The organism is Dactylosporangium sp. CS-047395, assembly GCF_050942185.1.
Taxonomy (GTDB): Bacteria; Actinomycetota; Actinomycetes; order Mycobacteriales; family Micromonosporaceae; genus Dactylosporangium.
Window position 1 is genome coordinate 7,241,218 of record NZ_CP192015.1, and the last position, 13,079, is coordinate 7,254,296.

Genomic DNA, 13,079 nt, shown 5'->3' on the forward strand with positions numbered 1-13,079 from the left:
GGCCGCCGGCTACGGCCACCGGACAGCGTTTACGCCGGAAAGTGTCGTACCCGGACGTTAGGCTGACCGCCGATGGTTCCGATCGACGAGGTCTACCGGCGGCTGCGTGACGTGCCGGAGGACGGCCACTGGTACCTCATGTCCGTCCTGTGGCAGCTCGACCCCGCCCCACCCGCGACCAAGGCGCCGGCCTCGCTGCAACGCGACGTGGAACGGGTCGTCGAGCACATCGCCGCCCACTGGCCCCAGCGGGCGATCTTCACCGGCATCCGCACCCTGGAACGCCTAGGGGAGGTGACCCTCAACCACGACGAACCCTACGTCCTGGCAATGATCTCAGCGCTCGGCGACCGCTGGGACCCCGAACCCCGCCCAACCGCGATCCGCGCCGACCAGGAACTGCGCGAATCCCTGCTGTGGCGCGCCTTCGAGGTCGAAGGCGGCGGCGAGGTAAGCCTGACCAACGTCGACAAATACAGCCACGCCGGCACCGGCTGGGCCGACACCCTGCGCACCCTGGCCGCCGACGGCACCCTGCCCCGGTCCCGCCTGCTGCACGAGTGCCTGCGCGCCCTGTCCCGAGACTTCAGCGCATACCGCGCGGGCTTCTTCGCCCAGCTGTACACCACCCTGACCCCGACCAAGGAGGAACTCGACCAACCCCGCCTGATCCGCCTGCTGAGCGCCCCGATCCCCGCCACAGTCGCCTTCGCCGTACGCCACCTGACCACCGTCGACAAGGCCGGCGGCCTCGACGACCCCGCGTTCGTCAACGGCGCCGGCGCGGCCCTGACCGTACCGGCAAAGAACACCCCGCTGGCCGTCCTCACACTGCTGACCCGCATCCGCACCCGCCACCCGGCACTGACCCCCGCCGTCACGGAGCTCTACGCCCTCGGCCTCGAGCACCAGCACCGCGACGTCCAGCACCGCGCCCTGACGCTGCTGCAAGCGCTTGACGCCCGAGACCCGGTGGCCGAGCGCCTGGACCTGCTGGAGCCCACCATCGCCCGCGAGGCCACGACCTGGCTGCAGGCAACCACCCCGCCTACCCCGACCACCCAGACCACCCCGCAACCAACGCCCGCCCCGCCCGAGCCGACGGCCGCGCCCGGGGCAGCAGCCGGACCACGGACCCACAGCACGCCCGCAGCGGACCTGGCCCACCCATCCCCGGTCACCGCTGCTGTGTCAGGGGCGTCCGTCGCGGCGGCGGTGGAGCGGTCGGTCGACGAGCGGGTCGCGGCGTTGCTGGCTGGTGAGACAACGCCGTACGAGATCGAGCTCTTCCTCGCCGATGTCGCCGCCGGAAGGGTCTCCGGTGACCTGAAGGGGCCGGCGCGCAAGGTGCTTCGCCGCGGCGACGACGGGGCTTTGCGGCATCAGGTCGCCGCGCTCGTGCTCGGTCAGGCGCCGACCGTGCGGGGTGACCTGCTCGCCGAGCGACTGGCAGAGGTGCACGCGATCGCCACCGGCAAGGCAGAGCCCCGGACGCTCCTGGCCACACCGACCGACGCCGCCGGGTGGATCGCGCCGGACGTGCTCGTCGCGCGTCTTGCTCACAGTGCTTCCGTCGGCCTGGAACCGCTGCATCACGATCTGGTCGCCGCCCTGCTCCGCATCCACCCCGACGGGCGCGAGATTGCCCTTCGCGCCGCGAGCGACCTCCCGGGCCAGGCTGGCGCCGCCGTGCGCTATGCCCTCGGCGCCGCAACGAACACCGCCACCACACCGAACACCACCACACCAAACACCGCCGCACCGAACACCGCCGCACCGAACACCGCCGCACCAAATACCGACGCCACGCCAAACACCGCCACCACACCAAACACCGCCGGCACACCCAACACGGCCGCCACACCGAACGCCGCCACACCGAACACCGCCGCACCGAAGACCGCCGCCGCGTCGGACGCTGTCGCAGGCGGTGGAGAGGTCGTGAGCGGTGCTGGCGGTGTTGACGTGGGGCAGTTCCTGCGGGCGCCCATCGAGCCGAAGACCGCCGCCGTCTGGATCGCCGCTGCCCGGGCCCGTGCGCCGCTTGACGACGATCCGGTGCTCATTGCGGCCGGGCTCGACAAGCCCGGGCAAGGGCAGGCGGCGAGCATTGCGCTGCGGGTGACCGTACAAGAGCATCAGTACAAGGAAGGCCCGCACACCCGGACCGTGCGCTGGTGTGAGCAGGACCTCCGCCTGCACCGCTGGGCTGCCGATCAGCCCACCGTGGCGTCGTCGAGTCAGCCGGACGGGGGGCCCGACTGGATTTTGTGGGCCGCGCAGATCTGGCCGCACGACGCCGAGGTCTTCTGTGCCGCCGCGCTCGAGGAGATGCTCTGGGCGGCTGGGACTGAGCGGGCCTACTCCGCCTCCGCCACCCTCGATGCGCTCGCCGTGCATCCCGGGCGGATGGGGCCGCTCGCCGCGGGAGTGCTGGTGGCGGGGATGACGGCGGCGGAGATCGGGCACCGTACGCGGGCCGCCGAGGCGTTCGCCGCCCTCGTGCCCGACCGGCTCGATCCGGCGCTCGTTGCGGATGCCATGGTGAAGCTCGCCCACCACGCGACGGCGAGCCGCTGGGCGTCGGCGCTCCGCTCGTCCGCCGCGAGCGTCGCGGTCCTGGCCGGTGCCCTTCCCCGGCTCCCCCGCGACCATCCCGGCCTGCACACCCTGCTGACGACGCTGCATGAGGAGTCGGTCCGCGCCGGAAAACCGCCCGCGAGTCCAAAGACGACGCCGCACGAGGAGTCGGTCCGGGCCGGGACGCCGCTCGCGAGCCCGGAACTGCGCGCGTGGCTCGAAGGCTTCACCGGCACGACCAAGGCCGCCAAGACCGCCCGAGCAATCCTCCGCGAGCAAGCATGACCCAGGCCGCCAAGACCGCCCGAGCAATCCTCCGCGAGCAAGCATGACCCAGGCCGCGAAAACCGCCCGAGCAATCCTCCGCGAGCAAGCATGACCGACGTCGAGCAAACCTACCACTACCGCCGTCCATCCACAGTGGACGGCGACGGCGTCGTGCTGGCTACGAGCGGTGGGCCGAGCCTGCATCCGTACTTCTTCAGTGGCTTCGTCGAGCACGCCGAACCCGTCGCGGCGGCGTTGCTGGCGGTGGCCCGGATCGCCCGGACGCGCTTCTACACGCCGCCCAACATGGTCGCCGCCGCCGTCCGGGCCGCCGATCCGGTGGTCACCGCCGACAAAGACGGCTACCTGCGGTTCGAGTCACTTTCGGTGTGCTGCGGAGTTTACGGCCGCCTCGATCTTCTGCCCGGCTCGCTCGACGGGCAACTGCGCGGCCACGGTACGACCAACGTGGATTTCAATCCCCCCATGCGCGACGCACTCTCCGGCATCGGCGGGCTCGACCCCATGCACCTGGCCGTCGGCGACGATGAGCTGCGGGTGACCACGATGGACGGTGCCGTGCTCGAGCGGCGGGTGCCGCTGCCCGAGCGCTGGGTCCGCAGCCTGGCCGAGGTGCACCTGAGCGCACGGGCGATGGCGCCGGCCGCCGAGTATTCGGCCGTCGCCGTCCGGCGGTTCCTGCAGTCCCAGGCGCGCGGCCCGCAGCACGGCGACCTGTACGCGGTGCCGGCGCCGGGCGGCCCGAAGCTGGCCACGAAGCCGGCCCCGGGCGCGGTGGGCATCGCCGGGCCGGCTCGGCTGCGGGTCGTGGAACCGTTGCTGCGCCGGGCAACCAGGGTCCGGACGTACGGACACGGTACCGCATCCGCCTGGATCCTCGACCTGCCCGGAGCCCGCTTCACAGCCATGCTCAGCCCATCGCCGAGCCGCGCATTCCCAGGCGAAGGCGGCGTCTTGCAACAAACGAACCACGAAGGCGGCTTCGATCTGGCCGACGGCCGGGTCTTCCACCGCGTCCTGCCGTTCGCCGTCGACCCGCAAGCCCAGCCGAGAATGCGCAACGCCCGCGATCTGCCGGTCGAGCTCACCGACAGCGGCGCCGTGGTCCACAGTGGAGACACGAGGTACGTCGTGCGCGCGACCGCTCAAGGAGACCGCTGCACCTGCCAGTGGTACGCCAAACACGGCCTCGACCGCGGCCCCTGCAAACACATCCTCGCGTACCGGGCGGCGAAAGCCTAGGGAAGCTCGGCGACGTCCCCCGCCGCCTCGTCGAACACGTGCACGTGCCGCCCGTCCGGTGGCCGGTGCCGGGGCGTGGCCAGGATCTTCGCGAACCGCGGGATGCCGTCCCGCCACCACGACCCGTCCGGCAGCCCGAACACCGCCGCGTCGAGCTCCGAGCGCACGGTCACGGTCAGCCCGGTCCAGACCCGCCGCGGCCCGGACGGCGGCGCCGCCCGCTCCGACGTCGTGTGGACGGTGGTGTTGCGCGACAGTTCGGTGTACCACATCCCGGCGCGGATGATGTCCGCCACCGGCCGCAGGTCGGCGTGGGGCGGCGCGGTCACGGTGGCGCCGTGCACGGTGGCCGACAGCGCACCCCCGCGGTGCAGCACCAGGTCGACGGAGGCGGTGTCGGGGGCGAGACGCAGCAGGTCGGCCGCCGTCCACGCGGCGATCACCAGCGGCCAGTCGGAGCTGGGGAACGCCCCGAAGTACAGCCCCGGGTTCGCCTTCACGGCGCCACCGACCGACCGTACCCGAGTGCGAAGGACCGGTAACCGATTGTCAGCCACGGCGCAGACTCTGGCAGTCGCGCCCGTCGATGTCCATACCCTCGCACCCTGCCGTTGCGAATTAACAGAGAGCAAGATCCCGGGAGGCCAGTTCGTGGACGGCGGCGCGGCCGGCGCGGTTGGCGCCGACGGTGCTGGCCGAGGGGCCGTAGCCGACCAGGTGCAGGCGCGGCTCGCGGACCACGCGGGTGCCCTCCATGCGGATCCCGCCACCCGGCTCGCGCAGGTGCAGCGGCGCCAGGTGCGACAGCGCCGCCCGGAACCCGGTGGCCCAGATGATCGCGTCGAACGGCTCGAAGTGCGAGCCCCACATCGCCCCGCCCGCCACCAGCCGGTCGAACATCGGGTGCCGCTCCAGGTTCCCGCGCGCCTGCGCCGTCCGGGCGAGGTCGGTCCACCCCAGCCCGGTGACGCTGACGACACTGCGCGGCGGCAGCCCGGCGGCCACGCGCTCGGCGACCCGGGCCACCACGTCCCGCCCGTACTCCTCGGTGAAGTCGCGGTGGAACACCGGCTCGCTGCGCGTGACCCAGTACGCCGACGGCAGCTCGGCCAGCACGTGGATCGCCGAAGCGCCCCCGCCGACGACCAGCACCCGCTGCCCGGCGAACTCCTCGGGCCCCCGGTAGTCGGCGTAGTGCAACTGCCGCCCGGCGAACGTCCCGGGGTAGAAGGGCACGTAGGGCGCGGTCCAGGTGCCGGTCGCGTTGATCACGCCAGAGGCGATGTACGGGCCGACCTGAAAGCCGGATGCAAGCCTTGAAACGGACTCAACGCGGAACGGTCGCACCACGGGCAGTGCAAAGGCCGATTCATAGTCCCGGAAGTACGAGGAGACCACCGAAGCCGCCGAGCCCGATGCGGGCGGCGTGAACGGGTACCCCGGCAGATCGAAAATGCGATGCAGGGCACCCACGGACAACGAGGGCGACCGATGCTGCCAAGCCCCGCCAGGTCCTGAGGACGAGTCGAGGACGACGAAGGACAGGCCGCGCCTGCGCAGCCAGTAGGCGGCCGAGAGCCCGGCCTGCCCCGCGCCGATCACCACCACGTCCGTGTCCACGGCGGGTACAACCCCGCCGCGGGCACGGATCATGTCAGGCGGTGACGGACCTTACTTGGCCTTGCCCTTCACCAGGGCCCATGCCGTGGTGTTCAGGGTGTCCTCGGTGCCGATGAAGCCCTCGTCGGGCGTGAGCTCGTCGTCGCCGAAGTCGTAGTCGAAGTCGTCGGCGGTGCCGCCGATGTTGTCGGGACCGACGCCGAACAGGCCCGGGAAGGCGCCGCCGGCGTCCATGAGGTTGGGTGTGGCGTTGAGCGGGTCGGTGTGGAAGCTGCCGTACAGGTGCCCGGCCTCGTGGCTGATCACGTTGCCCAGCGCCCGGCCGATGAACTTGATCTTGTTGCTGGCCGGGGTGATGTACGTGTTCAGCGACGCCGCGCCGGTGCGGTCCGACAGCACGTCGAGCAGGACCAGCGCGGTGTCCTCGGTCGCGTAGTTGCCCGGGTCGATGAACTGGGCGATGCCGATCGTGTCGACGCCGGACTCGGCGATCGTGCCGCCGACGACGATCCGGTGCACGTTGGGCTGGCCGAACGGGTCGGGGTCGTCGCGGCTGTTGAGGATCTTCAGCCCGATACGCGGGTCGGTGCCGCGCTCCTTCGCGTCGGTCAGGATGTTCTCCCGCACCGTGGCGATGACCTGGTTGATCACCTTGTCCTCGTCGGCCGCGGTGAGCCCCCACCGGCCCAGGAAGCCCTGCAGCGGGCTCAGCTGGCGCACGCCGGGGCCGCCGAAGATGGCGGTGTTGACCCGCGCGCCGTCGAAGTCGAGGTACAGCGTCTGGGTGGTGCCCTGCTCCAGCGCCTCCGGGCCCGGCCGGTACGCCTCGAGCGTCAGGTCGTACGCGCCGGAGACCCCGCCCGGCTGGATCGTGTAGCGCCCGTCGCGCGGCGCCACGTAGGACACGACCGCGTTGCCGCCGCCGGGCAGCGGTGAGGCGGGCGCGTAGATGAAGCTCGCGTCCTGCTCGGAGCCGAACACGACCTTCCCGGCCGGATCGCGGACGATCAGCGTGGGGCTGACCCCGGTGACCGAGCCGCCGAGCACGTCGCCGGCGACGAGGTCCACGGCGTAGTAGTCGAGGTCCGGGAAGGCCAGGGACACGGTGATGCCGTACGGGCCCTCCTTGCCGGCGCCGAGGCCGCTGCCCGAGTCGAACGGGTCCGCGGGCAGCACGGTGCCCAGGCCGTACCCGGAGATCATCAGGAAGTAGTCGCCGGAGTCCGGGAACGTGTAGGTCAGCAGGCTGCTGAAGCCCGGCCCGCTGTCGTCGTCGGCCGCGACGAGCACGCCGCTCGCGTCGTACAGGGCGGCCACGGTGTCCAGGTCGCCCGAGGTGGCCGCGGTGATCTGCTGGCCGGCGCGGGCGTGGACCTTGCTGAAGTCGAAGTCGCCGGTGCCGTCCCCGGCGGTGCCGTGCGGGCCGTCACCGATCGACGCCGTCGTGGCGTACGCCCCGCGGCTGGTGCCCAGGTTGAACTCGAACGACAGCGGGATCGAGCCGTCGTCCTCGGTCGCCGGGCTCACCGTGCTCGGCGTGGGCAGCGCGTCCGGGTCGAGCTGACCGAGCACGCGGACCTTGTTGTTGAGCTTCTTGCCCGTGCCGAAGCCCTTGATCAGCTCGGCCGTGGCGGGCGTGTCGTTGGCGCCGTTGGTGCCCTTGGGCTCGGCCTCGTCGTGGATGATCGGGTTCGCCGCGGCCAGGCCCTTGTTCTGGGCGAGCTTCTGCTGCGCGCGGCTGGCGGAGGCGGCCTTGGCCCGCTCCGACCAGTAGTACTTGTCGACCTTGCCCGGGTCCGGCAGCAGTGCCGTCCACGGGTTCGCGGTGCTGCTCGCGGCGAGCTTGCCGGCCGCGGACTGCTTCGGCACCACCTGGATGCCCGCGGCGAGCTGCCGCTTGATCCCCGCCTGCAGGTCACCGGACGGGGCCTTGGGTGCCGCGCTCGCCGGTGCCTGGGCGACCACCACCGCGACGCCGGCGATCAGGCCGGCCACGGTAATGCTCGCTAGCCTTTTCCTCACTCTGCCTCCCCATTGAGTCAGGCCGTTTCGAGCACGCTATGACCAGCAAGGTCCTTTCCACCACCCTTTCCTTGGCAATAATCGCGATCAATGTTCAATCGGATCATGCCGCCGATGATCGTCAATGTATGACGCATCGGTAGGGTGGACCCGTGGCCCACGTACTCAGCCCGACCCAGCGGCAATTGACGCCGGCCGAGGTGGCGGCCCTGCTCCAGGCCCATTTCGGGCGCACCGCCGTCCACTGTGGACCGCTGTCCGGCGGCACGTTCGCGGCGGTCTGGCACGCGACGCTCGACGACGGCACCGAGGCGGTGGTGAAGATCGGCCCGCCGCCCGGGGTGCCGCTGCTGCGCTACGAGCGCGGGGTCATCGCCGCCGAGGCGCGCTACTACCGGCTGGCCGGGGCGGTCGGCGGCGTTCCGGTGCCGCCGGTGCTGGCCGCCGACGACGACCTGGTGCTGGTCGGACGCCTGCCCGGCCGTCCCCTGTCGGAGCTGTCAGAAAAGCCGGAAACCGCGGCAGTTGTACGCCACGAGCTCGGTCAAGCCCTCCACCGCCTGCACACCGTGTCCGGGGCCCGCTTCGGCTACGACGGTGCCGGGCGCGCGTCCGGCCCCGGCTGGCCGGCGGCGTTCACGGCGATGACCACGGACCTGCTCGCCGACGGCCGCGACTGGGACGTGACCCTGCCGGTCCCCGAAGCCGAGGTCCTGGCGACGATCGAGCGGCACGCGGCGGCGCTCGGCGTGGTCGGCACCCCCGCGCTCGTCCACTTCGACCTGTGGGACGGCAACATCCTGACCGAGGGCGGCCGGCTCACCGGCATGGTCGACGGCGAGCGGTACTTCTGGGGCGACCCGCTCTACGACCTGGTGTCCCCCGCGCTCGGCCGGCGGATCGAGGACGAGCCGGAAAACCCGGTGCTCGCGGGCTATTTCGAAACTTCGGAGCAGGTGCGTTTAACAGATGCACAACGCAGGAGGCTCATGCTGTACCGGATGCAGTTCTGCCTGTTGTTGTTGATCGAGATGCCGAGCCGCGCGATGGTGGGCGAAACTGAGCGGGAACGCCGGGAATGGGTCACCCCATGGCTGCTTTCGGAGCTGCGGGACCTGCGCTGAACGATCACTTTGTGATATAGATGACGTCACCTACGGTGAGGATGTCGATGGGTGTGCTGCGCGGAAGGCGACTGCTGGCGGGCTACGCCGTGCTCATGGCGGCGCTGGCCGGCGTGCTCGCGATCTGGCCGGCCCTCAACTCGGCCGTCTGGGCGGTGATCGGCCTCGTCTCGGCCGGCGCGATCGGCACCGGCATCGTGCGCGGCCGCCCGCAGCGGTCCGGCCCGTGGTGGGCGCTCGCCGCCGCGCTGCTGGCCATGATGACCGGCGACCTGCTGTACGCGTGGGAACCGACCTCCACCCTGGCCGACGTCGCCTACCTGGCGATGTTCCCGCTGGTCGCGGTGGCCCTGATCGGCCTGACCCGGACCAGCACCTTCCTCGACGACCGGACCCGCCTGCTCGACCTGCTCGCGCTGGGCACCGCCGCGCTGCTGGCGGCCTGGGTCTTCATCGCCTCGCCGCGGCTGGACGGCGGGATGAGCGCGGCCGACTGGTCCACCCAGGCCGTGTTCACCCTCGGTGACGTGCTGGTCCTGGTGGTCACCGTCCGCCTGGTCACCGCCGCCCCGCGCAACCCGTCGGCGATCCTGCTCGCCGTCGGCGCGGTCGGCATGCTCGTCGGCGACGTCTGGTACGGCGTGGGCAAGGCCGCCCACGACACCATCGGCCCCGGCGGCCCGGCCGACGTCGCCTACGTGCTGCTGTACACGGCGTGGGGCGCCGCCGCGCTGATCCCCTCGATGGCCCGGCTGACCGCCCCGCCGACCGGCCCGGTGCGCGCCGCCCGCGAGTCCGTGCACGGCCTGGGCCTGGTGCTGCTGCTCGCCTGCGTCGCGTTCGCCCCGCTGATTCTCATGGTGCAGGCCCTCACCGGCGGCGTGCACGACGGCCCGATGATCGCCGTCACCTCCGGCATCACGCTGGTGCTGCTCGTGGTCCGGCTCAGCGACGCGGTCGGCAAGCACGCCAGCGCCCTGCGCCGGGAGCGGGCCCTGCGCGAGACCGGCACCGTGCTCGTCGGCGCGGCCGACGCCGGCCAGGTCGCGGCCGCGGTGAAGTCCGCCGTCGGCACCCTGCTGCCGGCCGAGGCCCCGCACGCGATCGTCGTCGACTTCACCCTCACCGACCTGCTGCCGCTGGGCGAGCTGTCCGAGCCGCGCATCCAGCCGGTCGGCGACATCCCGCCGCTGTGGAGCGCCAAGCTCTCCGAGTGGGACCACGTGCTGGTCTGCCCGCTCGACGCCGGCGTGCTCTACGTGGCCGGCCGCCGCCGCGACCTGCTCACCGCGATCGACGCCGTCTCCGTGGTGGCCGGCCAGGCCGCCCTCGCCCTGGCCCGGATCGGCCTGACCGATGCCGCGAGCCGCCGCGACAGCGACGCCTACCTGCGGGCGGTCACCGAGCACGGCGGCGACGTGGTCCTCGTCCTCGACGACGACCAGCGCATCCGCTACACCAGCCCGTCGGTCGCCGAGGTCCTCGGCATCTGGCCGACCCCGTTCGCCACCCTGCGCGAGATCGTCGCCCCCGAGGACCGCGAGCAGGTCGCCCGCACCGTCGAACGGGCCCGCGAGGACGACCGCGACGGCACCCGCGACCAGTGGAGCCTGCGCCGCCCGGACGGCAGCCGCGTCCTGCTCGAGGTCATCTTCCGCGACCTGCGCGACGACCGCCTGGTCCGCGGCATGGTCGTCACCCTCCACGACGTGACCGAGGACCGGCGCACCGAGCACGAACTGCTGCGCCGCGCCTTCACCGACACCCCGGCGGCCCAGAACCGTGACAGCTCCTCCCGCAAGTTCCAATGATCTCGTCGGCCAGGCCCTGGACCTGGCCGCCCGGACCGGATTCAGCCAGTCCTGCCGCCCGGAGCACGGCGAGCTGCTGCGCCTGCTGGCCCGCGGCGTCGGGCCGGGCGTCATCGGCGAGACCGGCACGGGCTGCGGCGCCGGCCTGGCCTGGCTGCTGTCGGGCGCGGACCCGGCCGCCCGCCTGGTGAGCATCGAGCGCGACCCGGAGCGCTGCAAGGACGCCGCCGAGCTGTTCCGGGCCGAGCCGGCCGTGCGCGTCCTGCACGGCGACTGGCGCGACCTGCTGGCCGACGGCCCCTTCGACCTGCTGGTGCTCGACGGCGGCGGCCAGGGCAAGGGCGCCGAGCCGCCGCTGGACCCGGCCGAGTGGCTGCGCCCCGGCGGGCTGATCGCCATGGACGACTTCACCCCGGCGACGAGCTGGCCGCCGTTGTACGAAGGCCGCGTCGACGAGCCCCGCCGCTACTGGCTGGACCACCCCGACCTGCGCGCCACCGAGGTCCGCGTCACGCCGGACGCCGCGACCGTCCTCGCCACCTACCTGCCCGGGCTCAGGGCACCACGGTGACCGGCCAGCGGCCGGACTTCACCAGGCGGACCGCGAGCGAGCCCACGAACCGGTGGCCGAAGCGGCGGCTCGCGCCCACCACGACCGCGTCCGCGCGCAGCTCCGTGGCGATGCGGACCAGTTCCGAGTAAGGGTCGCCGCGCACGGCCACGAAGTCGGTCGTCACGCCGGTGTGCAGGGCGCCCTCGTGGACCTGGCGGCGCATGTCCTCGATGGACTCGGCGATGGCCTGCTCGACGGCGCCGGCGGCCTCGGCGACCAGGCGGCTCGCGGCCGGCGCCCCGGTCACGTAGACGACGACCAGGCGGGCCCGCTGCCGCCGGGCCAGGCCGGCCGCGTAGGCGCCGGCGCGCATGGACGTGTCCGAGCCGTCGACACCGACCACGATCACCTTGGGGCCGTCGGTACCGAGTTCGAACTGCACGGGAACAGGATGCCGTAAGGATTCCCGGACGTCTCGCCGGGGATTGCCAAACGTGAGCTATCGGCGCAGACCGCGGTCGAAGGCGGTGATGACGAGGAACAGCACGCTGCCGCCGAGCATGAGCCAGGCCAGCTCGTGCATGCCGGCGGTCGAAGCGTCGCTGCCGTACGCCGCGGCGGTGGCGGCCGAGGCGACGATCGCGCCGAGGTAGCCGAAGGTGCGCAGCAGGCCGGCCGACGAGCCGATCCGGTCGGGGTCGGCCTGGAAGTACACCGAGTTCTGCAGGCCGAGGCTGTTGGCGCCCTGCGGGATGCCGAAGACCACGGCCACCAGGACCAGCATCCAGATCGGGCTGGCGGCGCTCAGGCCCAGCATCAGCGCGCAGGCCGCGACCTGGCCCACCGCGCCGAGCAGGAGCTTGCCGTAGACGCCGCCGTGCCGGCCGACGGTCACCGAGACGCCGATGCCGATCAGGAACATCGGGGCCTGGACCAGGCCGGCGTGCAGCGGCGACAGGCCGTACGACTCCTCGGTCCACTGCGTGAAGCCGTACAGGAACGCGTAGGAGACGACGTAGGCGACGAGGGTCCGGGCGTACGTGGCCACGAGGGGCACGTTGCCGCCCAGCACCCGCAGGTCGATGAACGGCGTCCCGGCCCGCAGCTCCCGCCAGGTGAAGGCGGCACCGGCGGCGACCGTGACGATCAGGAGGTACCAATGGCGCAGGTTCATGAGCAACAGCAGCAGCGAGAACAGCATCACCGCGAACAGCCCCATGCCCGGCAGGTCGATCTGGGCCAAGCCGTCACGGCGGCGGCCGGGCACCTGTTTGGGCAGGCGCAGGAGGCCGAGGGTGACCGCGACGACCGACAGCGGGATGTTGAGCGCGAAGGTCAGCCGCCAGCCGCCCAGCCCGATGAGCAGGCCGCCGAGCAGGGGGCCGAGCACGGCGATGGTCTGGTTGGCCACGGCCAGGGTGGTGAGCACCCCGGCCGGGCTGTCCCGGCCGGTGCGCTCGGCCTCGCTGTGCAGCAGGGCCATGGCCGCCGGGTACCCGGCGCAGGTGCCGATCCCGAGCAGCACCCGGGCCGCGACGAGCACGCCCAGGCTGGGCGCGACGGTGCCGACGATCCCGGCCACGCCGACCAGGGTGGTGCTGATCAGGAAGAGCCGGCGCGGGCCGAAGAGGTCGATGAGCCGCCCGACGACCGGCTGGCCGAGCGCGGTGGCCAGGTACAGCGACGACACCAGCCAGGCGGTCTGCGACGGCGGCGCCCCGAACGCAGCCCCGATCGGGATGAGCGCGACGGCGACGATGCTGGAGTTGACCGGGTTGAGGATCGAGCCCAGCACCATCGGCGCGATCAGCCGACGGTCGAAGGCCGCTTCAGGCATGC

10 protein-coding genes are annotated in these 13,079 nt (G+C 72.3%); 5 read left to right on the forward strand and 5 right to left on the reverse strand.

What is annotated here, in order from left to right; genetic code table 11:
- Positions 1 to 72 precede the first annotated feature (72 nt).
- Positions 73 to 2,865, forward strand: coding sequence for a DUF6493 family protein (locus ACQP00_RS34145; RefSeq protein WP_433203447.1), 2,793 nt, complete (start codon positions 73 to 75; stop codon positions 2,863 to 2,865).
- A gap of 90 nt (positions 2,866 to 2,955) precedes the next feature.
- Positions 2,956 to 4,110, forward strand: coding sequence for an SWIM zinc finger family protein (locus ACQP00_RS34150; protein WP_433203450.1), 1,155 nt, complete (start codon positions 2,956 to 2,958; stop codon positions 4,108 to 4,110).
- On the opposite strand, the gene ACQP00_RS34155 is transcribed toward ACQP00_RS34150, so the two are convergent.
- From ACQP00_RS34155 to ACQP00_RS34165, 3 genes are all read right to left on the reverse strand, one after another.
- Entirely contained in the window at positions 4,107 to 4,610 is a 504-nt protein-coding gene (locus ACQP00_RS34155) for a hypothetical protein (RefSeq protein ID WP_433203453.1), read from the reverse strand. The two genes, ACQP00_RS34150 and ACQP00_RS34155, sit on opposite strands and share 4 nt — an antisense overlap.
- Positions 4,611 to 4,728: 118 nt before the next feature.
- Entirely contained in the window at positions 4,729 to 5,763 is a 1,035-nt protein-coding gene (locus ACQP00_RS34160) for an FAD-dependent oxidoreductase (RefSeq protein WP_433203456.1), read from the reverse strand.
- Positions 5,764 to 5,781: 18 nt separating this feature from the next.
- A complete protein-coding gene (locus ACQP00_RS34165) occupies positions 5,782 to 7,752 on the reverse strand; it encodes a hypothetical protein (protein ID WP_433203459.1) in 1,971 nt (656 codons plus the stop codon).
- 152 nt (positions 7,753 to 7,904) lie between these two features.
- Between ACQP00_RS34165 and ACQP00_RS34170 the strand changes: the two genes are divergently transcribed.
- From ACQP00_RS34170 to ACQP00_RS34180, 3 genes are read left to right on the forward strand one after another with little or no spacing between them, the layout of a single operon-like run.
- Positions 7,905 to 8,876, forward strand: a complete 972-nt coding sequence (locus ACQP00_RS34170) for a phosphotransferase family protein (RefSeq protein WP_433203462.1) — start codon at positions 7,905 to 7,907, stop codon at positions 8,874 to 8,876.
- Positions 8,877 to 8,923: 47 nt separating this feature from the next.
- Complete coding sequence (locus ACQP00_RS34175; RefSeq protein WP_433203465.1) at positions 8,924 to 10,687, forward strand: PAS domain-containing protein; 1,764 nt, start codon at positions 8,924 to 8,926, stop codon at positions 10,685 to 10,687.
- Positions 10,659 to 11,258 carry an O-methyltransferase gene (locus tag ACQP00_RS34180; protein WP_433203468.1) on the forward strand — a complete coding sequence of 200 codons (600 nt, stop codon included), beginning with the start codon at positions 10,659 to 10,661 and terminating at the stop codon, positions 11,256 to 11,258. The genes ACQP00_RS34175 and ACQP00_RS34180 overlap by 29 nt, the downstream gene beginning before the upstream one ends.
- Here the strand turns inward: ACQP00_RS34180 and ACQP00_RS34185 are convergent.
- Both ACQP00_RS34185 and ACQP00_RS34190 read right to left on the reverse strand, forming a co-directional pair.
- Positions 11,242 to 11,682 carry a universal stress protein gene (locus ACQP00_RS34185; RefSeq protein ID WP_433043954.1) on the reverse strand — a complete coding sequence of 147 codons (441 nt, stop codon included), beginning with the start codon at positions 11,680 to 11,682 and terminating at the stop codon, positions 11,242 to 11,244. The genes ACQP00_RS34180 and ACQP00_RS34185 overlap by 17 nt on opposite strands.
- 57 nt (positions 11,683 to 11,739) lie before the next feature.
- Entirely contained in the window at positions 11,740 to 13,077 is a 1,338-nt protein-coding gene (locus ACQP00_RS34190) for an MFS transporter (RefSeq protein WP_433203471.1), read from the reverse strand.
- Between the last annotated feature and the right edge of the window lie 2 nt (positions 13,078 to 13,079).